General features: G+C 46.9%; 22 protein-coding genes. 2 read left to right on the top strand and 20 right to left on the bottom strand.

Annotated features, from left to right (window positions below; genetic code table 11):
- The 8 genes from L4D06_RS20270 to L4D06_RS20235 all read right to left on the bottom strand — a co-directional run bounded on the left by L4D06_RS20270 (position 1) and on the right by L4D06_RS20235 (position 6,313).
- Positions 1 to 1,260: a CpaE/TadZ family protein gene (locus tag L4D06_RS20270; RefSeq protein ID WP_274165478.1), complete on the bottom strand. Its 1,260-nt coding sequence runs from the start codon at positions 1,258 to 1,260 to the stop codon at positions 1 to 3.
- 10 nt (positions 1,261 to 1,270) lie between these two features.
- On the bottom strand, positions 1,271 to 1,810 hold the full coding sequence (locus L4D06_RS20265) for a hypothetical protein (protein WP_429740969.1): 540 nt from the start codon (positions 1,808 to 1,810) through the stop codon (positions 1,271 to 1,273).
- The gene (locus L4D06_RS20260; RefSeq protein WP_274165480.1) at positions 1,807 to 3,162 is read right to left on the bottom strand and encodes a type II and III secretion system protein family protein; all 1,356 of its coding nucleotides are present in this window, start codon (positions 3,160 to 3,162) and stop codon (positions 1,807 to 1,809) included. Before L4D06_RS20260 ends, L4D06_RS20265 begins: the two co-directional genes overlap by 4 nt.
- 10 nt (positions 3,163 to 3,172) lie before the next feature.
- Positions 3,173 to 3,946: a Flp pilus assembly protein CpaB gene (gene cpaB, locus L4D06_RS20255; RefSeq protein WP_274165481.1), complete on the bottom strand. Its 774-nt coding sequence runs from the start codon at positions 3,944 to 3,946 to the stop codon at positions 3,173 to 3,175.
- Positions 3,947 to 3,984: 38 nt separating this feature from the next.
- A complete protein-coding gene (locus tag L4D06_RS20250) occupies positions 3,985 to 4,416 on the bottom strand; it encodes an A24 family peptidase (protein WP_274165482.1) in 432 nt (143 codons plus the stop codon).
- Between the two features lie 22 nt (positions 4,417 to 4,438).
- A complete protein-coding gene (locus tag L4D06_RS20245) occupies positions 4,439 to 4,639 on the bottom strand; it encodes a Flp family type IVb pilin (protein WP_028021815.1) in 201 nt (66 codons plus the stop codon).
- 776 nt (positions 4,640 to 5,415) lie between these two features.
- Entirely contained in the window at positions 5,416 to 5,862 is a 447-nt protein-coding gene (locus L4D06_RS20240; RefSeq protein ID WP_429740966.1) for a DUF6691 family protein, read from the bottom strand.
- A 10-nt stretch (positions 5,863 to 5,872) separates the two neighbouring features.
- Positions 5,873 to 6,313, bottom strand: a complete 441-nt coding sequence (locus L4D06_RS20235) for a YeeE/YedE family protein (RefSeq protein WP_429741011.1) — start codon at positions 6,311 to 6,313, stop codon at positions 5,873 to 5,875.
- A 405-nt stretch (positions 6,314 to 6,718) separates the two neighbouring features.
- Here L4D06_RS20235 and L4D06_RS20230 point away from each other — a divergent pair, with 405 nt between their 5' ends.
- Positions 6,719 to 7,144 (top strand): DUF4399 domain-containing protein, encoded by a 426-nt coding sequence (locus tag L4D06_RS20230; protein ID WP_429740964.1) that lies wholly within the window; start codon positions 6,719 to 6,721, stop codon positions 7,142 to 7,144.
- A gap of 166 nt (positions 7,145 to 7,310) precedes the next feature.
- Here L4D06_RS20230 and L4D06_RS20225 read toward each other — a convergent pair whose 3' ends face one another.
- From L4D06_RS20225 to L4D06_RS20175, 11 genes are all read right to left on the bottom strand, one after another.
- Positions 7,311 to 7,970 carry a sugar transferase gene (locus L4D06_RS20225; protein ID WP_274165485.1) on the bottom strand — a complete coding sequence of 220 codons (660 nt, stop codon included), beginning with the start codon at positions 7,968 to 7,970 and terminating at the stop codon, positions 7,311 to 7,313.
- Entirely contained in the window at positions 7,967 to 9,205 is a 1,239-nt protein-coding gene (locus L4D06_RS20220) for a glycosyltransferase family 2 protein (protein ID WP_429740962.1), read from the bottom strand. The genes L4D06_RS20225 and L4D06_RS20220 overlap by 4 nt, the downstream gene beginning before the upstream one ends.
- Positions 9,195 to 10,277: a glycosyltransferase gene (locus L4D06_RS20215; protein ID WP_429740960.1), complete on the bottom strand. Its 1,083-nt coding sequence runs from the start codon at positions 10,275 to 10,277 to the stop codon at positions 9,195 to 9,197. Before L4D06_RS20215 ends, L4D06_RS20220 begins: the two co-directional genes overlap by 11 nt.
- 155 nt (positions 10,278 to 10,432) lie before the next feature.
- Positions 10,433 to 12,793, bottom strand: coding sequence for a glycoside hydrolase domain-containing protein (locus L4D06_RS20210; protein ID WP_429740958.1), 2,361 nt, complete (start codon positions 12,791 to 12,793; stop codon positions 10,433 to 10,435).
- A gap of 37 nt (positions 12,794 to 12,830) precedes the next feature.
- Positions 12,831 to 14,324, bottom strand: a complete 1,494-nt coding sequence (locus L4D06_RS20205) for a GumC family protein (RefSeq protein WP_429740956.1) — start codon at positions 14,322 to 14,324, stop codon at positions 12,831 to 12,833.
- A complete protein-coding gene (locus tag L4D06_RS20200) occupies positions 14,321 to 15,469 on the bottom strand; it encodes a glycosyltransferase (RefSeq protein WP_429740954.1) in 1,149 nt (382 codons plus the stop codon). The genes L4D06_RS20205 and L4D06_RS20200 overlap by 4 nt, the downstream gene beginning before the upstream one ends.
- Positions 15,466 to 16,188, bottom strand: a complete 723-nt coding sequence (locus tag L4D06_RS20195; protein WP_429740952.1) for an acyltransferase — start codon at positions 16,186 to 16,188, stop codon at positions 15,466 to 15,468. Before L4D06_RS20195 ends, L4D06_RS20200 begins: the two co-directional genes overlap by 4 nt.
- 316 nt (positions 16,189 to 16,504) lie before the next feature.
- Entirely contained in the window at positions 16,505 to 17,929 is a 1,425-nt protein-coding gene (locus L4D06_RS20190) for a lipopolysaccharide biosynthesis protein (protein WP_274165492.1), read from the bottom strand.
- Entirely contained in the window at positions 17,926 to 19,068 is a 1,143-nt protein-coding gene (locus L4D06_RS20185) for a glycosyltransferase family 4 protein (protein WP_429740950.1), read from the bottom strand. Before L4D06_RS20185 ends, L4D06_RS20190 begins: the two co-directional genes overlap by 4 nt.
- Positions 19,065 to 20,321, bottom strand: a complete 1,257-nt coding sequence (locus tag L4D06_RS20180; protein WP_429740948.1) for a glycosyltransferase — start codon at positions 20,319 to 20,321, stop codon at positions 19,065 to 19,067. Before L4D06_RS20180 ends, L4D06_RS20185 begins: the two co-directional genes overlap by 4 nt.
- Positions 20,322 to 20,521: 200 nt before the next feature.
- Positions 20,522 to 21,538 carry a glycosyltransferase family 4 protein gene (locus L4D06_RS20175; RefSeq protein WP_429740946.1) on the bottom strand — a complete coding sequence of 339 codons (1,017 nt, stop codon included), beginning with the start codon at positions 21,536 to 21,538 and terminating at the stop codon, positions 20,522 to 20,524.
- Positions 21,539 to 21,960: 422 nt separating this feature from the next.
- On the opposite strand from L4D06_RS20175, the gene L4D06_RS20170 reads away from it, so the two are divergent.
- Positions 21,961 to 22,905 carry an NAD-dependent epimerase/dehydratase family protein gene (locus L4D06_RS20170; protein ID WP_274165496.1) on the top strand — a complete coding sequence of 315 codons (945 nt, stop codon included), beginning with the start codon at positions 21,961 to 21,963 and terminating at the stop codon, positions 22,903 to 22,905.
- A 110-nt stretch (positions 22,906 to 23,015) separates the two neighbouring features.
- On the opposite strand, the gene L4D06_RS20165 is transcribed toward L4D06_RS20170, so the two are convergent.
- Positions 23,016 to 24,446: a sigma-54-dependent transcriptional regulator gene (locus tag L4D06_RS20165; protein WP_429740943.1), complete on the bottom strand. Its 1,431-nt coding sequence runs from the start codon at positions 24,444 to 24,446 to the stop codon at positions 23,016 to 23,018.
- Between the last annotated feature and the right edge of the window lie 92 nt (positions 24,447 to 24,538).

Raw genomic sequence — 24,538 nt, 5'->3', positions numbered from 1 at the left:
TTAGTTACCCTTCTTACGGAAAAAGGGAAACAGCCCTTTCCCACGACTTGGCAGTGCGACTTCACCGACTACCAAAGAACATAAGGCGCGGAGCTGGCTTCCAAATTTGGTTTTGCCACTGCTTAGCATGGTTCCGCTGACTAATGCTTCTTCCACAGAAACTTCATATGGAAGGACAACATCAATGGGCACACTTAGATACTTAACAATTTCGGATTCAGTGACGCTATGGAAGCGAGATGCTCGATGTTTATTGAGAACAAGCATGATTCGGACAGTTTTCCTTAGGTCATTTTCTTCTATATGCTTTTTAATGTTATGCAAAAGCGCCGCGGTTTCGCGAAGACAGGAAATAGTCGGGTCCATCACTATTACAGCCACATCAAGTTGCTTGATTAATGAACTCGGCTTTAAATCGAAGCTGACAGAGGCAGAAAGATCATCAATGATGAAATTGGTTTCGCTGCTTAAATTGCTGATGACAGTGGCAGTGACTTCGTGGAAGTCCGCTGACGTTTCACTATCTAAGCCCAAAGCGAGGTAATCGAGTCGATGGTTCACTCGTGTGACGAGCGATTTCGCGATCGACTCATCAACATTACCACTGGACTCAACAGCATTAAGTTTTCGTTTTTCACGGTTTTTCACGCCAAGGTAGATATCGAGATTGCCGGAAAGATAGTTGTTATCTACGACAACGCAGGAAGCCTGCTTTTCATTAGAAAGCTGCCAGCCAAGCTCTGCTGTGATGAGTGAGGTACCGATACCACCGCGAGTGCCGATGATTCCAATACGCTTTGCCCGTCGACGATGCTTAAAGTTTGCTGATTCATGTTGGGCTAAGACACTCTCGACAAATTCAGCAAGCTCGATCTTCGATATCGGCCAAAGCAGGTAATAAAAGCCGAACGCTTTTAGCTCTCGCACCACAGAAATAGAGTCTTCGCCACCGATGATTAAGACAGAAAGAGAGGTGGGAAGGCGCTCTGATAATTGGCGGCACTCTTTTAATATGTCCTCACATTTCACCAAATCGACAATGGCAACTTGGGCATTTAGCTCTTCCACTTGCCCTGCGACGTCATCAAACTTGTATTGATATGCGGTTGGTAGCGTTTCGCCAATAAAGCGGAAAGTCTCTTCGACCAGAGACTTTGACGCATCCGTTCTATGAAATTGAATAACCTTAATGCCAGACTGATTGCCAAGGTTAGAGAGAGAGCTCGTTGATTCTTTCTTGAGTAGTTCGTCAAAGATCATGATGTCTCTCTTACTGGCTGTCTTGAGGTAAAACGGTGGTACGATTTTGGCCTGCTAACTTTCTGTCAGGATGGAGCATCGACTGCCATCTTAAATTATCTGAGTAGCAGCCATCATCACCAGAGTGATACTGGCCAATCACGCGCTCGTTACAGGTGTGCGTTTGCACCTGATAGATAGTTGTTGATAGCGAAATGATATCGACGACCTGCGAACTGTCTGACTGTAAAGTCACTAATTCTCTCGGTGTTCCCGCACTAATCAGCCACCTAGATGCTTCCATGGCGAGCCTTTTTGCGCTATGACCTTTCCAAGAGATCTCCGCGCCATAGACAAGCAGGTCGTCTTTGTTGTTTTTGAGGTAAGTGAATAGCTCTTTTTTGGCGAGCTTTGATTTCTTGTTTTTCAAACTCACAGCATAGGTATATGTCACCGGAGTGACGGTAACGTCTCCACCTTGCACTGCTGTTCGATGCGGTAAACTTGAGCAAGCGAATAGAAAAGAGGTGCTCAGAACAAAAGTGACGAGATATCTTTTGGTACCAATCATTTCTTGAACCCTCCCGTCGCTAGAATTTCAGTCTGCCATTTAGCCGTGTCTGACGATGAATCAAAATCAACCCCGAAGAATCGAGAGAGAGTGCTGGTCTGCTTGATTTGTGGCAGTGTGATGTTTGCGGAGGTTATTGGCGTCACCAAAGATACAGTGGCAACAATAACCAGCTCGGTTTTTCGCCGAGTGGTCGTAGAGTGACGGAACAATGCCCCTAAAATTGGAACATCAGCGATAAATGGTATTTTTGCTAGTGACTCTTGGTCTTCCGTACTGAGTAATCCAGCTAGAACAAAACTGTCACCATCGCCAAGCTCAATCGTTGTTTGGGCTCGACGAACACGAAATGCAGGTATATCCAAGGCGGTTTCACCAAATTGCTCGTCGACAGAGCTCACAGATGGCAGGAGGGTCAACATGATCTTGTCATCGCGTTGAACTTCAGCAGCAAGCTCTAGACCAATACCAAACGATCGATAGCTGATGACATAACCGTCAGGTGAGAGGTAGGAAATTGGCACTTCACCACCGACAAGAAAGCTTGCCGTCTCTCCTGAAATAACCGAGAGGTTGGGTTCGGAGAGTACTTGTCCAATTCTGTCATCGTTGATGGCTGAAATGTAAGAGCCGACGTTGCTACCTGAACCGCCCGTTCCCGTAATGGCACGAAAGAATTGTCCATTGTTGAACGTGTTTTCAAATACGGTACCCCACTGGATGCCGAGTTCGTTCACAATTGAACTGTTAACTTCCGCAATGGTGAGTTTGACGTTGACTTGTTTAGTGACTGTGACTTCCAAGTTGTTGACCACACCCTCATAGATTTTATGCGCAAGGTAGTCGATATCTTTATCGGGTGTATCGGTGTTAATGGATACCAGCGTTTTGACTTTCTCTGTGGGATCTTTGGTTAGGAGTTCACCAACCATGGCATAAATTTCATCTTTTTCTTTCTGCGTTGGAACAGTGCCTCCCAAAACAACGCGATCACCCAAGTTTAAAACGGACACTTCGGCGTTTGGGTATTGTGATGAGAGCATTTGCTCAATGCTGATTAAACTTTTATTAACGACAATCCGTTTTTCTGTCAGTGTGGAACTGTTTTCACCAAAAACGATTAACGTTGTGGTACCAATGTTTCTTCCAAATACCACCAAGCGGTTGTTATCAATGACTTGGTAATCCGCCACTTCTGGGTTAGCGATAAAAATAGTACCGATTGTGGTATCAAAATGCATAGAACGGGCATCGCCAGTACCAAGATTGATGATTCCTGCCGCCTTCACTGTCAGGGAGGCTGATGCCAAAAAGACGACGAGTAAGATGTGATGAAAACGCAAAGTAAGCATTCCTTGCTCTCTAGTTAAAAGCCTTATCTTGGCCACGAATCTCAATAACCGATTTAAAATTTGGTAACACGTCGTGCGTGTCCGCATTCATGCCCAATGTTGTTTGATTTAAAGACTTAATAACTTCAATGACACCAATGCGCCTCGCTATGACCATTTTCCCTATTTGCTCTCTTGCGAGCTCAATGGTGATAGGTAAGTCCTCAGTTTTAGAATCATTCTCTCCCTCAATAGCGAGGATTTTGACGTTTTGGAGCAATGGAGAAACAGATAGCGTGCGGAATGATTGAATAGCATTGCTTCTGCCTGACTCGCCAATATTTTGCTCGTCTGATGTCAGCACTAGGACGTCAATATGGTCACCGACAGAAATACCTGAACCTAAAAAGTCTCGGCTTGTTAAACCAAACGAGTAAGGCGTCATACCAGGCTCTATCGCGGCTTCGATGTAGCCTTTGTCTCCGGGTGAAATAAAGTCGCTTTGAGTGATGAAGGTAGAGTTAGATATGTCTTTAGCGGCAATCATGCCGGGAACAATTTCTAATGAAGTATCTTGTGCAATCCCTTTCGTCATGGCCTCCTGCTCACGCACGCGGAAATATCGGACATTTGTTCGTTTTAAAAGATCGCCTTTTTCAAGTGATGCCTCAAGTTGCGCGACTTGAAATGTTGGGATAGATGTATCGACGACTGCTGTTTGATTGAACCTAAACATTCCGGTCAAACCTAACAGGCCAATAATGATTGTCAGTACTGCAATAACAAAAAATACTCTTTGGCTCATTTGTCTACTCGGTATGTCCTACACATAGGATGACTGGTTTAACTAAGTGCACTCAGGTGAATAAAAAAAAGACTGGAAAAAACGATAGGAACTCCGTATGGGACGCCTTTATTTTTACCGTTTTTCACAATTTTCGATTTAATGAGGATGATTAATGCTGTGATGCCACCAATAAAACCGATTGTTACTAAAGACAGTGTCCAATATTGGCTGTCGATTATTAGCGCATAGATAGAAAGAAGCTTTATATCGCCAGCCCCAATTATACCCAAGCTAAAAATAACCAACCCAACGGTTAAGACTAGAGTGCTTCTTAGTATATGCAACTCTATGTTTTCGTATTCATAGGCAATTAATAAACAGCAGACCAAAACGACTAAATTTAACCTGTTGCTTATCTTTCGCTCTTTGATGTCCGAAACAATAATAACCGTTGAGATGGCTATAAGGACTAGACCAATGAGATTCATTGACAATGGTCTTAGGCCCGCATTACTGAGTAGTAACGGTTTCGGCTTTACCGATGTTGGTATCAATTACCGTCATTGCGTCACCTAGTGCTTTACCCAGCCCACCGTCTGCAACAACTGCAAGCACGATTGCAGAGATTGCCACACCGATGATTGCATATTCGATAGCGGTTACGCCACGTTCGTCTTTTGTAAAACGCTTAGCGATTTTAAGTAGAGACATGAAAAACTCCATTTATGTTTTAAGGGTGATCTTATTTTAATGATTCGCTTGAAATTAAATGTAAGGATTTCTGGCCAGTGCCGAATCTCATGTTTATTCTCAAGTTAGGAAATAAGATATAACTGATATTTAAATATATCCACCAACTAATTCAAGGGTTTGTTTTTCACTTTTAATACCAATTCTTATTATTGAGTTGTCTCTTGTGTAGTTGCTAGTGTTTTTATAGCTAACTTGTTGAGTATTAATGGTTGTGTAATGTGATAAATGTAACTAAATAATATATGCAACAAAGCTCAAAGTCTAAATATGCGATCAGCTGAGACAGTGATGAATATTTTTATAAACAAGACTTCTATCACACAAAAACGGAGATGTTTATCTAACCCAATAATAGTTTTTATTGGTTTATCTTTAATTAATCACCAAGTTTCCATTAACAATTACTCCTGGTGACAGATGATCCAGTCATTTGTGGTGAATATTTGTACAGCGAATTCACATTTGGAATATACGTTAAGTGTCCATTACCTCATGCTTATTGTCTAAAATGTCGGCTTTTAGATATTTTTCTTTACACGAAAATAAGATGATCATATGAAATCAATGACTGATATATTCAGGCGAAATTATCAAAATTATACGTGTAATAGCCATCTTTCTATACGCGTTATAGGGTAACTTTTCTGACTATTTATTCATTGGGTGAGAAGGTGCCAAACAACCTGAAGAAGTATGGTCAGGCTGTTTGGATTGTTGCTTGCACGTGCTGGATATCAGTGATGTGCTGGGAGCGAGGAAGGAGAAGGTTTTGTGGTGATTACATTGACAAAGTACATCCCAATCACCGCACCTAATACAAACAAGAACACGACGCTTGATCCAGAGCCTAATGCAGTGATGGCAGGTCCTGGGCAAATTCCCACCAGCCCCCAACCCACACCAAATAGCGCAGCACCAGAAATTAACTTTGCGTCCAGCGTAGTACTCTCATTGACGCAGAAGGTGTCAGCCAACAATGGCTTGGCTTGTTTACGAACTAAGAAGAAATAACCTGGCATAAAGACCAATAAAGCGCCACCCATTACAAAAGCCAAGTTGGGATTCCATTGTCCGAATATATCGAGAAAGCCAATGACATTGGCAGGGTTAACCATGCCTGAAATCATCATACCTAGGCCAAACAGCAAGCCTGAAAATAGCGCAATAGCGTGATTAAACATCCCTATCTCCTTAGGCGTGAAGACGCACAAATACTGTTAAAAAGGCAGTACCCATGAAAATGAGCGTGGCGACGATTGAGCGTTTAGACATGCGGCCCATACCGCAAATTCCGTGACCGCTGGTACACCCATTTGCTAGACGAGTACCAATACCGACCAGTAGTCCCGCTGCAACGGCAAGAAGCGGGGAGGTACCTCCTGAAACAGAGGAAAAATCTGGGTAGGTAAACCCAACAAGAGGTGAAATAACGCCCGCAATGATCATGCCGCCGAGAAAGAGTAGACGCCAAGCAACGTCAGATTGACGAGGTTTAAGTAGCCCGCCAACAACGCCGCTGATGCCAGCGATACGACCGTTGAAGGCCAATAGTGTTAGCCCCGATACGCCGAGCAACATACCCCCAAGCAATGCTTCCCAAGGGATTTCAAATGACATAGATACTCCTGTTATTTCCGTCTTCAAGGCTGAGCGAGTCTCATCAACAGCACTTCCATGGAAACCAATCTTATAGAACACCAAGATTAAGTCAATTCTAATTTAGTATTCATTAAATTAATAATATCTAATATATGGCAGGGTATGCGATCTCGCCACTTGATTGCGCTGAGATATTGGGCCTTGTTAATCGGGTATCTTCAGGTTGGTTGGGGGCTATCGCAGATGGAAAAGGGTTGAGGGCTGAGGGTTAGCTGACAACGGAAAACCATCCACTGACAATAACTATAGGGGCAGAATAGAAAATACCACTCTCTAAAGGAGTGGTATTTTCTTGTCAAAGTCCCATTTCCTGACACTTATCCCCGTCAAACATCAGTCATGCTGATGTAAGCCAGAAAGCTATCTAATGGGGACACTATGAAATACACAATCCTATCTGCATTTTTGCTAGCAACCGCTACTTTATTGCCTTCATCGTTACTTGCAGCCACCCCATCGGCTGCTGATGCGGAGGTTTATTTTGTAACGCCTAAAGATGGTGAAACCGTACCGGAGACATTCAAAGTGGTATTCGGTTTGAAAGGCATGGATGTTTCGCCGGCGGGTAATAATCAGCCCAACTCAGGGCACCATCACTTGTTGATTGATGTCGACTCACTAGCGGATTTCTCGTTGCCTTTGCCAGCGAATGACAATGTTAGGCACTTTGGTGGTGGGCAAACTGAAACCATGATGACCTTGCCAAAAGGCAAGCACACACTGCAATTGTTGCTGGGAGATTACTTACATATTCCCCATCACAAACCCGTGATTTCAGAAAAAATCACCATCACCGTTCAGTGATAGACAAAGATAAACCGCTGCACTCTCAGCAGAGTACAGCGGTTTGATAACATGCGAAATGGCGCTCTTAAAACAATCGCATTGGTGCTCATAAAGCAATTGTATTGGTGCTCTAAAAACAAGAGTGGAGCCACATAGCGTTTTGTGGCTCAGTATTGAAGATCCGCTATTGGCCGCGACCGCAGACCATAACGACAATGGTGCGAATCATAATGTGCAGGTCCATTTTCAGCCAGCTTGTTGGTGAGGTTAAAGAAAGCGCATACGAGTGGTCAAACCCCACTTTAGAACGCACATCATCAATGCAGGTATCATAACCTTGATTGACTTGAGCCAGTCCAGTGATCCCCGGCGTCACGCCATAAGTACGCTCGGCAAAGTATGGGATCGCGTTTTCCAATTTTTGGTAGAAGCCAGGACGTTCTGGACGAGGGCCAATAATAGACATATCACCGACTAAAACGTTAATAAACTGAGGGATCTCGTCCAAGCGGGTTTTTCTTAGGAAACGCCCAACACGGGTCACTCGTGGGTCAGTTTTTGTTGCCCACGTTGCACCTGTTACGCTTTCGGCGTCGGTACGCATAGTGCGAAATTTGATCATCGGGAACAGCAAGCTTTTATCCGGTAGTGCGCGACCAATTCGCATTTGGCTGAAGAACACGGGTCCACGGCTGTCGAGTTTGATGGCGAGGGCTATCAAAGGGAACAGTGGCAGAGTTAGGGCTAAGCCAATCAGAGAAAACAGAATATCAAAACCACGCTTTGCTTTTGCCGTTACTGGGCTGATATCACTATTTACGTTCAAGTTCATGCTGATATTCATAGTGATCTATCCTTATTAGAAGTCTTTGAATCCTCAGAAACACGAGTCCATCGTCCTGTCTCTAAACCTGTGATGTAACGCAATGTACCAATTAGGTTCGCAGTGTGACCTGTCACTAAATATTGCAGAGCTTTTGCAATACTGCCTTTGGGTTGATAGCCAGCGACGCGGCATAAGCCAACCGCAAGGTAAATGGTTATTTGTCCTGTCATTGCTAGAGCAAAGAAGTTGTTTGAGGGCGCAAGTAGTGCGCTACCCAATAAAGCGGTAACCATGAAAAACGGCATGAGCACTCGCAGGCCTTTACCTGATGCAAACGTAAAGGCTATGCCGCCACGCAGGGGGTTGAGCAGTGGCAGCAAACGCATCAGTTGCTGGCAGTTACCCGCGCCGATACGAAGGCGGCGACGAAAATCTTGATGCGCATTTGTTGGCTCAAGTTCGACAGCTTGAATCGTTTCGTTAATATCGGCACGAAAGCCTTTCTTGACGATTTGCATCGGTAGAACGAAATCATCATTGATGGTGTCGGGAGCTAAAGGCGTGAACAGTTCGCGGCGAATGAAATATAGTGCGCCATGAGCGCCCAGCGATGAGCCTAATTGCGCTTCATTGCGTTGAATTGTGCTTTGGTAGTCCCAGTATTTTTGTTCGCCCTCGGCAGCGTTGATTAAGCAGTAACGACTGTTCAGTACGCCAACATTTGCGTCACTAAAGTGATGTGCTGCGATGTAGAAGGCATCGATTGAAACCAGTGCTGAAATGTCACTCAGAGCGACAATATCGCCTTGAATGAGTGGCATGGTGTTATTGATAACAGCCACCTTGCCCGTGTTGTGTTCATATTCAATCACAGTGACGTTAAGGTGTTTGCACAATGCTTCTTCAGCAGTTTGACGTGCAATGTCAGCGGTCATGTCTGTGCAGCCGTCACATGCGAGTACCACATGTACTTTATTGCTCGGGTAGTCCAATGCGGCGAGGTTTCGGATCTTGTCGGCAATCCATTTTTCTTCATTGTAAGCGGGCATTAGGACGCTGATCGTTGGTAAGTCGATGTCGTTTGCACTGCTGCGATAGCCGCGAACAGGCGTTGTTTGTGTTGTAGCGCCCTTTACTGCTGACGTTAAAGGCTTACGCACTAAGATTTTCAGCAGTAGCGGATAACCCACGTGGTGGTAGATCACCAAAATGATACTGGCTGTGGTTAGCCAAAAAGTGATTTCATGCGCCATGACAAAGCCCCTCAGTCAAAGAATCGTAAGCACTTGCCATTGTGCGAATATCCGCGTGATTAGTGACAAATGTTCGAGGGTTTGATGACGCAGCGTTGTGGAGGCAGCGAGTGATTTTTTCAGCCATGTCGCTTGCATCACCTGCTGTCATGAGGCATCCCGACTCAGGACATAGTGTTTCGCTTGCGCCGCCGACATTGGTTACTGCTGTAGGGATGCCACATGCTTGTGCTTCCAATGGTGCGAGAGGGAAACCTTCGTTGAAGGATGGTAAGCAGAACAGGTCGAGTGACTGATAGAACTTCGGCATGTTTTCAACATGACCGAGAAAATGAACGCGGTCGCTGAGGTTGAGTGTTTTAACTTTGTCTTTCAACATGACTTCCATCGAACCTGAGCCAGCAATGGCAAGGTGAATGTGGTTAGGTAACTCCGTCATGGCAGAGATAAGTACAGTATGGCCTTTGACTTCTTCAAGGCGCCCACTTGCGCCAATGAGCTTGATGGCATTGGGCAGTTTCATCGCAGCGCGGGCTGTTGGTTTGTGACCGGGAATATATTTTGACGTATCAACACCATTCTTGATGACGCGCACATCTTGCATGCCTGACAGGGAAGAGAGTGAATGAGCCACGATATCGGCATCTGCCACGCAAACTGGTGTCCCAAAGAAAGACACAATACGATGTAAAACTTGGTGACGTTTGTTGCTGTAGTGCCATGCATCGTGTTCTGTGTGTACATGGGGGATGCGGTTAAGAAAGGCGGCAAGACCACCATAAAAGTACGGACCAATATGGTGGGTATGAATGAGGTCAGCGTCCAACGACGATAAAACTCTTTTCAACGTCATAATGGTTGAAAGCGAGAGCCCTGGCGCCTTGTTTAAGAACACTAGCTGATCTTTGAACTCTCGAAGTCTTGGCCATGCGGCAATCGCGGTTTCAGCATCTCCTTCGAGGCTGACAATTTTCATTGCATCACCGTGGTGCGAGAATTTCATCAATTCCAAGGCCATGACTTCGAGTCCGCCTGGTTTGAGATGTTGCACGACTTGAACAATGGTCTTCATGACAACCTCGTTGAGAATGACTGAGTATTGCTATGAATAAAGCAGAAGACGTGCCAGTTTTTATGTTAAATCTAAAGCTTTGTTTTTATATGAAAAAGATAAAATAGGGTATTGTGCCTCTCGTATTCTTCTCATAATGAGAGTCGCTTTGACCGTTAACGCGTTAACGCGATAATCTTCTGTCGCCACGTTTCTAGTTGCTTTGAGGGGACAGCCAGCATGGCATTCCATGTCGTTGGGACTTCTCGATGAAGCTCAGTCAGTAGGCGTTTTGCATCAGGATTTGACGGCGCTTGGCGCTCTAGCCACAGTATCCAGCGGTAATCAGTAATACCCTGCATGATGTCGTAAAGGGCAATGTTAATGTCAGGCTCTTCTGGGCAAGGATCGTTGGACGGGTAAAGGAACTGGACATCATATTCGCGTCCATCAGTGGGATCAAAAGGGTCTGCGGTTGGCATTCGACCGTGCCATTTCAAAAAACCATCAGCGTCTGATTGCCAAAGATAGAAGCCCGCGGCGGCGCGTGGGCTGGGCAAGTTGTACAACCAGACTTCACGATCATCTTCTTGTGTTTTTTGAATCTCGTCTTTGTCGATACCAAAACCGTCGTTGATGAGCACCAGATCGAACATTGATAGGTATTCTCTGTCTTCATCATGATTGAGGTGTCCGGCCAGTTTGGCTGACGGCGCAAACATGGAAAACTGACGATGCATGTCTTTAAACATATCAAGATTGCCGGGGTTGCTCGGTTCATCGGCAATGGACCAGTAGGGGGTGTGTTGAAGTCGACGTTTGTACTGAGACTCAATTTGCGAAATCACGTTGGCAGCACCGCCTGTGCCTAAAGATTGAGTAAGCCGCTTGGCGGAAGTATACGACATGGTCGCATTGAACCCCATTTCGTTGAGCTTGTTAGATAACGAATCAAATTCAGCCTGCGCCTCTTCATTGCTGGGGGTAGGGTAAGGCGGAGAAATACCCGTTAAGCCGAGTTTTCTTAGGAAGGTGAGATCACACAGCATGGCTTGTTGACCTAGTGGGGCTATCTCTTTGAACCAACCAAAATGTACGGGTTGCTCAAGATAGATGCCGACAGGTTTTTCCATATCAGGGAGAGCAACGTTGATAACGTCGATAGAAAACGTCTTATTGAGCGTCTTTCCTTGCAACATGACCGACAGTTCGCCTTGGTAGATGCCGGGCGGCGTACCTTCAGGGACATCCACACGCACTACCATTTTTCTTGGCATCGCGACGCCATGATTTTCTGGCATTAACCCGTGGCGCAAAAAATCGTCATTGGCTTCGAGTAAGGTTGAGGACAAATGTGTGCGCGTTAGTTGCCATTGGCTCCAATGCCAAATAGACGGAATTGCCAAGCCGTTCAACGACGGGTGGCGTAGCATGACCATTGGCGCACCTTTAAGGTTGCCTTGCTCGAAATCAAACTGAACAACGGCAGAGGTCCCCGGTGCCGCCGAGCTTGTTTGGTTGGCGGTGTTCAGGCGAGGTTGCCCACTCGGCCATTTCTTCCAATTGGCGATAGGCCAATTTTTTTCCCACCATGCTTTGCGTTGACGGGTGAGCATGCTCAATATCAAAGGATTACTTTGAGGAACCGCAAGAATGCCGCTCAAAAACTGCGCATCGGTTGAGTCCCCACTTAACTTTAAGATAACGGGGCTACCATCGCTGGTAACATTAAAAGTGACGCGGTCACTTTTTCTTTCGCCATAATGATTCCAACTGCTGCTGTTTGGTGATATCTCGGTATTTTGTCGACCGAGATACACAGAATCAATCCATTCAGTGGGTGATAAACGTTGCGTAAATACTGACGTGCCATTTGCTGAAATGCGTCGTTCAAGAGGATGAGGCAAGTACTCCCATTCGCCTGCATCGCGAAGCCAAAGGGTGATTTGCCAATTTCCAGCGGGCAAAGGTAAAGCTGCGGTTTCAATACCACGGATACCGTCAACGGTTAAAGCATCAACGGCTTGTGCGCGTGCACCACGATCAATGGCATTCAACCCCCGCCCTGTGAGGAGGCCGGAAGTCATGGTGAGTGGCTGAAACCCTGGCCAAATGGCGCTACCTTCTGGGCCAAGATCCCACGCATATACGTTTTTACCAAGTGGTTTGGGTGTTTCAACTCGCGCTTGCGATAACGCAAAGCCGCGGGGGGCGTCACCCGTGAATACAATGATTTGCTCTAAGGCACTGAGGTCAAGTTGTTTACCACTGGGGGTACGAAGGCTTGCAAATGGGATCTGCAATTCAAATGCGCCTTTTGGGATCACGCGTTCTATGTTGGCGCGATCGGAGTAGCCAGGGTTAATGCTATCGTCAGCACGGACCACCACGATGACCTCATCTGAGGAGAGGTTATTACCGGACACCATCAATATGCTGGTTTGCGTGATGTTCGACAAATCCATTTTGTCGAGCCTTAGCTCTGCAAGCACGGGTGCGCAGAGTATAAGTGTGAGTGAAAGTAGCCAATATCTCATCGTCTCGCCTCATTCATACTTGTGTGTTTACGTGGATTTAATTGATGTCGATGATTTTTCCGCTTGATGGCGGTGTGCCAGTGTTGCTAGCTAACGGAGGAAACTCAGCCGCGATTCTGGGTACACGAGTGAGTACAGGGGTGCCTGTTATTGCTTCTAAGGTGGCGACTCGGCGAATGGTGGTATCTGTGAGCTCAAGTATCAACGCCATGCCACATCCCAAGAACACGCCTCCAATAAGGCCTGCAATCGTAAAGATAAGAAGAGGAAGGTTACTGGGTACACCCGGTGAATAGGGGCGGTCGATAATCTTGATACGTTTGTCTTGTTCGAATACGCCAAGTGAGCTGGTTAGGCGTGCCATTTCATGGCGTTCCAGCAATTCTTGGAATAGCTGTCGCTTCACCTCCAGGTCGCGTTCTAACTTACGGATTTTTTGCTCCTTGCCACCGGACTGGCTGGTTTTTTCTTCTAAGGTGGCAATCATTGCACGGAGGCTGACCGTCTCTTCATCCAGTGTTTCTACTTTGCTTCGGGCAAGTTGGAGGTTCTCCAACTGAGAGATCAAAAGGGGTTGGGTCTCTTGGCTAGAATCAATGGTGGTGCTGCTTGCAATGTCCCATAGTTTGTCAGTATCTACAGGTTGTTGTGTCGAAGAAAGAAGCTGAGTGCGTTGCTCTTCTAGGCGGCGTAAATTTCTCAAAGCACCTTGCACCAAACTGTGTTGGTCGGTATAGCGCGCTTTAAGCATGGCGAGTTCACTGCGATGCTTAACGATCTGATCTTCAATTTTGCCGATAACGGGGTTGGTACTCGATAACTGCTCATCAAGACCACCTAGGCTTCTGCGTGCGCCTGCCATCTCGGCTTGTTTCTCAGATAAGCGTTGTTTGAGTTGCTCTATACGCGCGTAGTTAGCGATTTGAAGCTCTGGTAAGCCATCTGCATGTTTGCTGCGAAAATCAGAAAGGGCGGCTTCTGCTTTGTCGAGCTCCTCACGACGATAAGTAATGTGTTCGGCAAGGAATTCGCTCGAATCCTTCATGGAAGAACGTTCAGGGGCAAGCAATTCTTCAATCACATGGTCACTAACTATCTGCAGGGTTTCTTTCATACCTTTCGGCGTTGATGAGCGGTATTCAATACGAATCACATCTTTGCCAATTGTCGACATGGTTAGCCCGTAAGACAATTTCGCGATGGTTTCATCAACCGTAACTGGGTCAGAATCGGCATCGATCATGCCTTGATCGAGCGCCACTTTACCGAGTATGTGTCGGCTATGTAGCAGCGTTTGTAGGCCACTAAAACGCTCTTTCATTTGTGATGAAACGGATAAGTCTTCAAGAAATGGATTCATTTTTGAGGTTTCTTGGATCAACATGGTTGTATGCGAGTTGTACTTTTTCGGCGTGATTAGCCCAATTGCCGTGCCCATTAACGGAAAAATGATGATAGGCATCATGATCACGTAGCGTCGTCTCCACGCACCATCTAATAGAATCAGCAACTTATATGTCAGTGTGTTCATAGTACGTCCAACCAAGCATTGAGTGTTTGTGCACGTGCATCCCATGTATGCATGCTGACGGCGGATTGCTGTCGAGAATTTGGTGTTTGGTTGGCAGCACTGTTAAGTGCGGCTGCCATTTCATTGGCTGAATGGACAACCGACACATAATTTCGATATTCATTAATGGCGGGAAATGGCGTGCTAACCACAGGCCTACCTGCAGCGAGGTATTCGCGAAGCTTTAATGGGTTGCAGGCTCTAATTTGGGCATTATCAACGAAGGGTAATAGACTTGCAGACCAATGCTGGCTATAGCCGGGAAGTTCATGATGGGACTTTGGTCCTAGCAGGGTGACGTTGTTGTGTTGTGCGAGTGACAACGCCGCATCACATGGTTTTCCAATGAACACGAAGTCCCATTCGGGCATCAAATGAATGGCTTGGTTCAGCAAGTCATAGTCAAGCCAGTCGGATAGAGATCCATAAAAACCTGCGGTTGGTTTTCCATTGTTGGGAAGGTCTTCTGCTCGTTGGGCGGGTATTGAGAACAAATCATAGTCGACACCGTGTGGAAGTAATTTGGTGCGCTTGTTTGAAAAGCGTGTAAAGAGCGCTTCGCTTGCCGCCAGAATAAGGTCCGCTTTTTGAACAAGATCTTCCTCTCGTTGTGCCACTGTCATGTGGTCTACGCCCGCGAGAGAGGAAAAATCGTCACCACAATAGTAAACCAGTGAAGACGCACCCAGTTGGTCGAACATATCGACAGCTGTGGGCAGCGATGTCCACAGGATAGGGTCATGCAGTTGAGCGCGTTCAATAATTGGAGTGAGCTGTTTTCGCAGCATACGGGTGGCGAGTTTGCGTCCTAGCGTGCTTCTCGGTGCCGGCAGTGTCGAGGGATTGACCACGATTAAGTTATCGGGTGTTTCAGTAGAGCTCGTTAGGCTTAAAGGGCTGTCTTTGCGCGTTTTTGCGGTTGTGCGACTAGCCGTCAGTTTACGCCATGCTCGTTTGCAATCATGGAGCGTGAAAGTAGGACGACGTAAACCGATGGAGTTGACCCACACGACTTTGCGGTCCTGCGAAAGACGACGAATTAAATGTTGAGTGCTAGATGGCAAACCGCCCCAATCTTCGCCGAAAACAATCAGATCCCGTTTCATTTTGCCATCTCCTCGTCGGTCAACGCACGTAGCACTTTTGCGGGTACTCCACCCGCGACCACATTGGGTGGCAAATCTGACGTCACAACGCTGCCTGCTGCGACAATGGTGCCGTGACCAATTGTCACGCCAGCCATAACGGACACACCCGTAGCGAGCCAGACGTCAGGCTCTAGGATAATGTCGCCCACTTGGCTGTCGAGTTCAGGCAACCCAGCTGCGCGTGCTTCTGCATTCATAGGATGTCCAGGGTATCCAGCCAAAAAGGCACGGCCTGCAATGCGAACATTGTCACCAATCACCACTTTCCGTCCGACAGCGATGGTTGTCTGCCAGCCGATATCAATATTGTTGCCTATGAGTAATTGTGGTTGATCGTGTCCAGAAACGCGACCTGAGAACGTCGTTTGACCCGACACTCGGCAATTGTCACCCAAAGAAATGGCGAGAGGGCCGCTAACAAAAGGCATGCCGCCATAGAGATAGAGATTCTTACCCACATGTTGGAGACGTCCTTTGAATATCGGTGTCCACCATAGAGAGCGAGTGGCACTTTCCCACACATTCTGAAGCAAACGGGTGAGGTGATAGAGCGGCACAACCAGTAATCTGGGGGCTGGAATACTGAAGTGAATGCAGGCTTTGATGGCTCGGAATAAGCCGCGAGCGAGTGGGCTTGGGTTGTGCTTTAACCAATGTCGGGTTGCTTGCATATTCATTGTCATGCTCCTTGCCAATTCCGGTATCGAGAACGGTTTGACTATAGATAAAGCACGAAATGAGCCAGTTTATTTATGTTTTATTTATCAAGTGATTACGCGTAAATTGTTGTGGTGTGAATGACTTTTTGTCATTTTGAATGTCAAAAAGAAAGAAGACATATCCCCAAACAACCTGATGGCCTCTGAAATTGAGCATCTTCAGGCTGATTGGGTATAATTGCCTGCTTTCTTGTCCCCTTCAACTACGCACATCTATTGTCTTGCTGAAGGTGATAAAAATGCATTGGCATAGATAGTGAGCTTTCAGTGTTTGCTAAGCGGTTTGACCCGCCACTCGTTTTAATGACCCTTTTGGCAATAGCCCTATTTTTTGGCTGATGAGGGTTAAGCTTAACGGTGCGATAAATAGAAGAATAATTCTCGCGGTTTCCGACCAATCGTAGTGCGCGACTGCCAACCAGATAAAACATAAAGAGCCAAGAAATAGCAGCGAATAGACAGGGTATGGCAAATGATATAGCGATTGGCTGACCACGTAAAAAAGCACGAAGCGAAGGCATTGCGTAAACACCAGTGCCATCAACACACCAAACACACCATATTCATGACCCCACCACCACAATGTGGTGATCGCAATGACAGCGGCAACGGCATTGATACCCATTTGTGCGTAGGTCGTGTCGCCCGCAAAGCTGCCGAGATTGACCAGCTCCGCCATTTCTTTAAACAACGCTGCAGCCACAAGAAAGGCGATAAATTGTGCCGCAAGTAAGTAGCTTTCTGGCAGCAGCCATGCGATAGCAAGTGGTGCGGCGAATGCCACACTGACGGCAATGAGCATCACAGCGACTAATCCGTACCCTGTAAACCGAGTGGCTTTTTCTCTGCCATCTGGGCCATAAAGCACGTCAAAACGTTTTGGCATCCACCACATGCCAAACGGTTGCAGCAGCAATACAACGGCAAGACCAAACTTCGCAGCGACACCGAACTGGGCGAGCTCTTCTAATGAACTCACGTCAGCAAGTACCCAGCGGTCAAGGCCATTGAGGGTAAAGGCCATGATGCCGCTTGCCATAATTGGCATGCTATAAACCAAGGCTTGTGTGGTAACGGTTCGGGAAAACGATAAGCCCGTTTCTTTGATTTGTACCACTGTCAGGATCAATGCTTGTGCAATAGCAGCGATACAACCAGCCTCCAAAACTCCGTCGATACCTCGGCCGTTGAGCAGCATGATGATAGTAAGCGCAGCGTGAAATACTGCACGACCAACTGCAGCTGAAAAGAAAGCCATCGCGCGGTTTTGCATTCTAAGCCAACCCAGCGGAACGGCAATACAGCCTTCCAACGCCAACATTAGAAGCACTAAACGTAATTGATAAGTGGTGAGTCCACCGGGCACATAGCTATCTAATAGCGATGCACCTATCCACCCCAAAGGAATAATTACCGCACAGGTTATCAACGTGAGCGTAAATATTCTGGCGGCCATGGTTAAGCGCTCACGTTGGGTTTTACTTCCCCCTACAAAGCGATATAACGCATCTTCTAACCCCAATCCCACAAGAATACTGCCCAGCGCAGCGATACTGCTGATGATTTCCAATAGCCCGAATTCAGCTTGAGGCAGTTGATGCGTGATGAACGGTAGCATCAACAGTGAGATGCCTTTCATCAAAGCCATGCTGCTGCCATAAAGCAGAGTCTGTTTCATGACGGGCGTAAGTGGTTTCATCCTTGTACCTCTCGACGTGTCAGTGCAGAAGTCTTTGATTCTGCATTGGTGGCCAATGCCTCACAGATGTCCCCAAAGCAAATTTCAGCGCGATACTGTTGAGCAATCACACTGGCAGCTTTACCCAAACGCTTAAGTGAGCGCATATCACTTTGTGCGGATTGCAGGGACATTGCCAATGCCGTGATATCACCAGCTTGGTACTTTAGACAGTTCACACCGTGAGTGAGTTGGCTGTCCCAATAAGCACCGTCTTTAGGGATAATGACGCACATGCCAGCCGCCATCGCTTCAAGTATGGACAACCCAAAGGGTTCTTTCACGCTAGTAGAGACGAAGATATTGGATTGAGAGCGAATTTCATCCAAATTGTCTGGGGTTTCGTGCCAAGACACGTTCATCACATCTTGAGGCGCTTCGCTGGTAGGTAACGTGGTTTGTTCAGGACGAATAAAGCACACATGTGTGTCGATATGTTGTGATGAGTGAATGTGTTTGAGAGCTTCAATTAACGTGTCTAGACCTTTCCACTTCAGCAATGAGGCCGCCCAAAATACAACGGCGTTATCGTATTGGCACTGGGTTGGCCATGTGCTTTTCGGCAGGCCATTATTGAAGGTTTGAAAATGCGTTAGTTCTGACAATGCTTGGTGGCAGCCTGCGGCACTGAGCGCTGTGCAAAGAGAATCGCTGGTGGACTCGAGGTAAAACACATTATCGGCATGCAGTAAGCAACGACCGATGGTTCGAGACTTGGCAACAGGGCCATGAATCATCTGCACCAAGCGATAGCCTAGGATGAGCTTTGCGATATATAAACCCAGGTCGACCCCCGGACCTGAGGCAGCAAGGGCGGTATCAATTCGGCCGATATAAAGTCTAAACCAGACCAACTGTAATGCGATTAACAAATGGCGAGCAAAATAGGCTAAGCCTTGTTCCGCTTTCTCTAGCGCGACCGGCATCCATAATGCCTTGGTATAAGCTTGGGTATGACGCCATGTTTTGGTGTCTGCCGTTAACACAGACACGCGCACGTTTTTATCTTCAAGCTGGGTAAGAACGTGCTTGGTTGATACTTTTGACCCGCCAGAGAATGCGATAGGGTCAAGCACGAGAATGTGTTTGAGCTTACTCATACTGTGGCCTCCTGAGTATGGGGTTTACGGAAGTTTTTCATAAAGCGAAACGACGCTTTTACTGGCGGTACAAACTGCCAATGGCTGATCCAGTTCGTGGTCATCGCCGGGTTATCGAGCAGCCCTTGATAAAGTGCTTCAAAGGCGCGAGTGTGTGTAGCGATAGTGAAATGCTCTTTGACGTGTTGTTGACCTTGCTGGCCAAGCTGCAAGCGCTGGTCTTGGTTCACGAACAAGTGGTAAATGGCTTGCGCAATGGCGTGCCCATTTTCAGTTGGTACAAGTAGGCCCGTTTTTAAGTGGCTAATCACGCTAGGAATGCCGCCGACTCGCGGTGCGATAACGGGAAGGCCAGCTAACCCCGCTTCTGCCAATGTCAGCCCAAAAACTTCTTCACGTGCGCCGGAAACACATAAGTCGGCGCCACCACGCATCATACCCACCACATTGTGCTTCTCCCCAACCAAATGGACGAAGTCACTGAGATGTGCATCGTCAATCTGGGTTTGCAATGCTTCACGATCTGGGCCTTCGCCAATCACGACCAGGTGAATGGGCAAGCGAAGTTCACGTAATTGCTTGCATGCTTCAATCAACAAGTCGACGCCTTTGCGGTGGATAAGCGAGCACACACTAATGGCAACGAATGCATCACTTGGTAGCCCGAGTGATTTGCGAATGTCTTCAACGGGTTGGTTGAGCAGTGCTTCTGTGTCGATACCGTTAGGGATCACTTTGCAACGATTTGGTGCGGCACCGTCAGTCAATAGTTGATCAACAACGGGCTGGCTGACACCAACGGCCATGCTGGCATGATGGAGCCCAAGCGTAATGCGATCACGAAGTGGGTAACGAGAGTGAAGGTGCAAAACAAGCGGTAATTTACGAGCCCGTGATACGAGGTTTAGCCATTGAGAAGGTGCACCACTATTGGAATGGATAAGGGTAATGTCGTGTTTATCTACAATGTTCAACCCCGTGTTCACTAATTTGCTGTACCCGATAACATCCCATTTAGGTGAACGCTCACCGAGCAATAGAGTGAAGTTGCTGACATATACGGGTATCGCCAGTTGGCGAATTTCGTTAGCAAGCACTTCGCTATTACACCAAAGTACTGGTTCGAATTTTGTTTTATCGAGATGCGTCAGTAAGTCAATCAGACAACGCTCACTTCCGCGGATCCAGTCATCGCCATAGTGCACAAACAGTACTTTTTGAGGAGTAGGTAGAACCTGAGGTTTGATGTTCATTGTTATTTCCTCTCGAGCGTTGGGTTAATCCTCGGAAGCATGTTTTAGTGAACCGAGAAGATAAAGACCATTTACTCGTGTCTGTTGCAAAGACTGATCCAACTTTCTAATTGATTGATTTAATGCCTTATAAACGAAATCCGCGATGCTGAGCATCGCGGATAGGTAGATTTCTCTCATTTTGAGAATCACACAGACGGTCACTTGGCGGCAGTGGCATAAGCCTTGAGTAATTGAGGGACAACAGCTTCGGCAGAGTAGTCTTTCTTAATGGTACTGATCGCACGCATACGCCATTCTGCTCGCTGCACAACATCGCTATTGCGCCACTGATGGATGACCTCAACCAATCCGTTCATGTCGCCTTGCTCCAATAACCATCCGTTGTGGTTGTGCTCAATCAGCTGGCCTAGTGCTCCTACATTAAATGCCGCGACGGGGATCCCTCTAGCCATTGCTTCCAATGAAGACATAGGCAACCCTTCGGCACGCGAAGGGATCACTAACAAGCCAATTAGGTTCCAGACTTTCCGCATATCACTTTGTGCACCGTGAAAAGTGAGATTTTGGGGCGCGGATTTTTCAAGGGATTTCAGCATCGGTCCGTCGCCATAAACATGGAATTCGAGGTGTGGGAAACGCTTGGCGAGGTGCACAAAACGCTCAGGGGCTTTTTCTTTACTTAATCGTCCGACAAAAGCAATTTGATCGCCGTTTGAAGCCTCGGAATCCTCCAAGTTAACAAAGTTGTTAGCGAGTTTTGCTGGACAAGGTATGGACTCAAGTACAGGTGTGCTAACAGCATAAACTTGGTTAGCAAGAAAGGCTGTGTGGCGGTCAACCCAGTCATAAAATTTCATTTTCCCTTCCTTTACCTCACCGCTGTGGAAAGTACTGGCACAAGTGATACCCATCATTTTTGCAATAGGGCGTGCAAGAATGCCGGCTTTATAACCATGAGTATGAATAACGTCTGGCATGTCTTTGCGAATAGCCTGCCAAAGGGAAACAATTCGGCCATCAAGAATTTGGCAATCTAGTCCATGATACAAAAGACGTTTTTGGATAGGGTGCTCGCCATATTGATTGAGAAAGACCACGGTCACATCTGTTCGTGCGCTACTTAAACCAAGCGCAAGTTGTTCGACATGTGACTCGATGCCACCAAACCCACGGCTATCCAATACTATCCAGATTTTCTTCTTTAGCGTTGCCATGCCGTCACCTTTGTTTGAATTGGGACTTTAGATTTAAGACAGAAGCAAAGTTAGTGCCATATCATTAACCTTCTTATTTTTTAGCTTGTTAACTGGTTTTTTCATGAAAAGCCCGAATTGAAACTCATCAAAATGATAACGGTTATCGCTTGTTCTTTCAAAGCGCATGTCAAATTGACGAAGTGAGTGAGGAGCGCTTGAAGATGTCGCGGATTTTCGAACCATCAACCTAAATAGAGATAAAGAGAAATCTTGCTTAAAGGTTTTTTTCGATATTAGAAAGTGAGTACACCCCTGACTTTCAAAGGGCTGAGCGTGAAAAGAACAAAAAACTGGGATGATAACGGATGACGTTGAAATAAAACTTGGCAAACACTTTGCAGTAGGCCTGATAGTTATCTCAATAATTGATAGAGGCTAGTATGGCGAGTTATTTAGTTACTGGAGGCTGTGGTTTTATCGGTTCACACCTCGTTGAATCTCTCTTGGCTGATGGTCACCATGTCCGAGTGGTGGACGATCTCTCTACTGGGTCTCGTGACAATGTGCCCCGCCATTGTGAGTTGCGTGTGGCCGACATCTGTCAGCCCGGAGTACTTGAAGACGCAATGAAAGAAGTCGACGGTTGTTTTCATTTAGCGGCAATAGCATCTGTTGAGTGTTCGAATCAACGATGGGTAGAAACCCACGAAGTGAACCTGACGGGCAGCATTCGTACCTTCGAAGCCGCTAGGGTCGCCAAAACGCCTGTCGTTTATGCTTCGTCTGCTGCTGTGTATGGAGACAATGCGGATATGCCGTTGGCTGAGCGCGCAGTGCTCCGCCCACTCACTGCTTATGGCGCTGATAAGCTCGGCTCAGAACTACACGCTCGTGTTGCATCTGTGGTGCATGGCGTGCCGACTACGGGCCTGCGTTTCTTCAATGTCTTTGGCCCTCGCCAAGACCCTAAATCACCATACTCTGGCGTGATTTCGATATTCGCCGATAAAGTGCTGGAGCAACAGCCTCTCACTATTTACGGTGATGGTGAGCAAACCCGTGACTTTATTTATGTGGCTGACGTTGTTCGTTTCTTACGGGCAGCCATGAAAGACGTCTCTGTGACGCCAGAGGTCTTTAATGTTTGTCGTGGTGATGCGCTTTCTGTGAATCAATTGGCCACCATATTGATGTCTCTAACGGGTTCACCAGTAGAGGTCAATTACTCACCCGCTCGCCGCGGAGATATTCGCACGTCGATAGGTAGCCCAGCTCGCGGGGCAAAGGATCTTAGCATTGTCGCACAAACGTCAGTGACCCAAGGGCTTCGAGAGTTGCTTACCTTCCTTGCTAATGGAAGCAATTCGCAACGTTCAGCAGGCTAGTCTCGATTCTCTATAGAACCAGACGTATAACGCTATGATCGAAAAAACGCCGCAAAATTAGCGGCGTTTTTTTCGGTCCCTGACATAGTCTGGCTACTGTTTGCTAGTACTTAAGCCTCATCGGTTTCCCACGCTTGTTTCTTACGATAAAGCGTTGATGGGCTGATTTGTAGCAGGACGGCCGCTTTCAATACATTGCCATCGCAATGCGCAATGGCACGTTGAATGGCTTCACGTTCAAGGTCGCACAAGGGGCGAATTTCGTCATTCAATGGTGACATTTCGTTGGGCTCGTCTGTCGCATTGCTATAGGTTGTTTCGGGCTTTGATATCTGCGCTAAGGATAGTATCTCTTGATCGCTAAGCGTGTCGTTGAGCGGCGGGGGAAGCTGTTTAATGCTGACGGCATCCCCATCATTGAGTACCACGACATTACGAATGACATTCTGCAACTGACGCACGTTTCCAGGCCAAGGGTAGTGTCGTAGCACCACTTCGGCCTCAGGGGTAAAACGTGAAAATGCTTTTCCTTCCTCTTGCGCATAGGTTTTGAGGAAGTGGGTGGCAATAGCCAAAATGTCATCACCACGATCGCGCAGCGGTGGCATGCTTAAGGGAACAACATGCAGCCTGTAATAAAGGTCTTCTCGAAAGCGTCCTGCGGAGACTTCTTGGAGTGGGTCTCTGTTTGTTGCACACAAAAAGCGAATATCCACGCTTTCTTCTTTGCTAGCACCCACTTTCTGGAAGCGGCCTGTTTGGATGAAACGCAGCAATTTCTTTTGAAGTTCGAGGTCCATTTCGCAGATTTCATCAAGGAATAAGGTGCCGCCATCAGCTTGCGAAGCGGCACCTTTTCGCTCGTTACTGGCACCGGTGAATGCACCTTTAACGTGACCGAAAATTTCGCTTTCCATTAAATCATGCGGGATAGCACCACAGTTTAGTGCAATGAAAGGGGCTTTGGTTCGCGGGCTTTGATGGTGAATGGCTTCCGCGCAGACTTCTTTCCCTGTGCCACTTTCGCCAGTGATAAACACGGTGGCTTTGCTAGGCGCTGCTGCGTCGATAATGCGATAAACGTTCTGCATAGGGAGGCTGGAACCAATGAAACCTTGATACGTATTTCGCTCAAAACTGCTTTGAATATCATCAACCAGACCTTTCAATCGATTTCGTTCAAGTTGATTGCGTATTGTGGTTTTTAGACGTTCGGCGCTGACAGGCTTTTCGAGGAAGTCTTCCGCCCCCTGGCGCATGAGATCTACCGCCTTATTCACCGAGCCATGACTGGTTACCACAATAACGGAACAAGGCAGACCTTGTTCATTAATCCATTGAAGGATCTTTTCACCAGACATGTCAGGCAGCTTCAAGTCCAGCAAAATAAGGTGCGGCGTAACGCTTTGAAGGTAGTCGAGTGCTGCTTGCCCCGTTTCTAGGCACGTCAGTTCGATCGGCTCATCGGATAGGTACTGCATGTACAAATTCGCAAGTGGCTCTGAATCCTCGATGATTAGCACGCGATACGTTTGCTTCATGTGGAATAATCCCTTTAACTGTCTGCCTGCGTCATTCCATTTATCGGGTAAAGGAGACGTAACGTTCTGTTAATTAGTGATTTAAGTGTATG

Source organism: Enterovibrio makurazakiensis, from assembly GCF_050336585.1.
GTDB classification, from domain to species: domain Bacteria; phylum Pseudomonadota; class Gammaproteobacteria; order Enterobacterales; family Vibrionaceae; genus Enterovibrio; species Enterovibrio gelatinilyticus.
This window is presented reverse-complemented; position numbering and strand designations above follow the sequence as displayed.

Excerpts from the sequence above, each read along its gene's own strand:
- L4D06_RS20265 (WP_429740969.1), bottom strand. The coding sequence starts at position 1,810 with ATGATTGGTACCAAAAGATATCTCGTCACTTTTGTTCTGAGCACCTCT.
- L4D06_RS20180 (WP_429740948.1), bottom strand. The coding sequence starts at position 20,321 with ATGAACATCAAACCTCAGGTTCTACCTACTCCTCAAAAAGTACTGTTT.
- L4D06_RS20215 (WP_429740960.1), bottom strand. The coding sequence starts at position 10,277 with ATGAAGACCATTGTTCAAGTCGTGCAACATCTCAAACCAGGCGGACTC.
- L4D06_RS20240 (WP_429740966.1), bottom strand. The coding sequence starts at position 5,862 with ATGTTTAATCACGCTATTGCGCTATTTTCAGGCTTGCTGTTTGGCCTA.
- L4D06_RS20220 (WP_429740962.1), bottom strand. The coding sequence starts at position 9,205 with ATGGCGCATGAAATCACTTTTTGGCTAACCACAGCCAGTATCATTTTG.
- L4D06_RS20225 (WP_274165485.1), bottom strand. The coding sequence starts at position 7,970 with ATGAATATCAGCATGAACTTGAACGTAAATAGTGATATCAGCCCAGTA.
- L4D06_RS20245 (WP_028021815.1), bottom strand. The coding sequence starts at position 4,639 with ATGTCTCTACTTAAAATCGCTAAGCGTTTTACAAAAGACGAACGTGGC.
- L4D06_RS20260 (WP_274165480.1), bottom strand. The coding sequence starts at position 3,162 with ATGCTTACTTTGCGTTTTCATCACATCTTACTCGTCGTCTTTTTGGCA.
- L4D06_RS20250 (WP_274165482.1), bottom strand. The coding sequence starts at position 4,416 with ATGAATCTCATTGGTCTAGTCCTTATAGCCATCTCAACGGTTATTATT.
- L4D06_RS20190 (WP_274165492.1), bottom strand. The coding sequence starts at position 17,929 with ATGAAACCACTTACGCCCGTCATGAAACAGACTCTGCTTTATGGCAGC.
- L4D06_RS20230 (WP_429740964.1), top strand. The coding sequence starts at position 6,719 with ATGAAATACACAATCCTATCTGCATTTTTGCTAGCAACCGCTACTTTA.
- L4D06_RS20200 (WP_429740954.1), bottom strand. The coding sequence starts at position 15,469 with ATGAAACGGGATCTGATTGTTTTCGGCGAAGATTGGGGCGGTTTGCCA.
- cpaB (WP_274165481.1), bottom strand. The coding sequence starts at position 3,946 with ATGAGCCAAAGAGTATTTTTTGTTATTGCAGTACTGACAATCATTATT.
- L4D06_RS20165 (WP_429740943.1), bottom strand. The coding sequence starts at position 24,446 with ATGAAGCAAACGTATCGCGTGCTAATCATCGAGGATTCAGAGCCACTT.
- L4D06_RS20195 (WP_429740952.1), bottom strand. The coding sequence starts at position 16,188 with ATGAATATGCAAGCAACCCGACATTGGTTAAAGCACAACCCAAGCCCA.
- L4D06_RS20175 (WP_429740946.1), bottom strand. The coding sequence starts at position 21,538 with ATGGCAACGCTAAAGAAGAAAATCTGGATAGTATTGGATAGCCGTGGG.
- L4D06_RS20185 (WP_429740950.1), bottom strand. The coding sequence starts at position 19,068 with ATGAGTAAGCTCAAACACATTCTCGTGCTTGACCCTATCGCATTCTCT.
- L4D06_RS20210 (WP_429740958.1), bottom strand. The coding sequence starts at position 12,793 with ATGAGATATTGGCTACTTTCACTCACACTTATACTCTGCGCACCCGTG.
- L4D06_RS20170 (WP_274165496.1), top strand. The coding sequence starts at position 21,961 with ATGGCGAGTTATTTAGTTACTGGAGGCTGTGGTTTTATCGGTTCACAC.
- L4D06_RS20205 (WP_429740956.1), bottom strand. The coding sequence starts at position 14,324 with ATGAACACACTGACATATAAGTTGCTGATTCTATTAGATGGTGCGTGG.
- L4D06_RS20270 (WP_274165478.1), bottom strand. The coding sequence starts at position 1,260 with ATGATCTTTGACGAACTACTCAAGAAAGAATCAACGAGCTCTCTCTCT.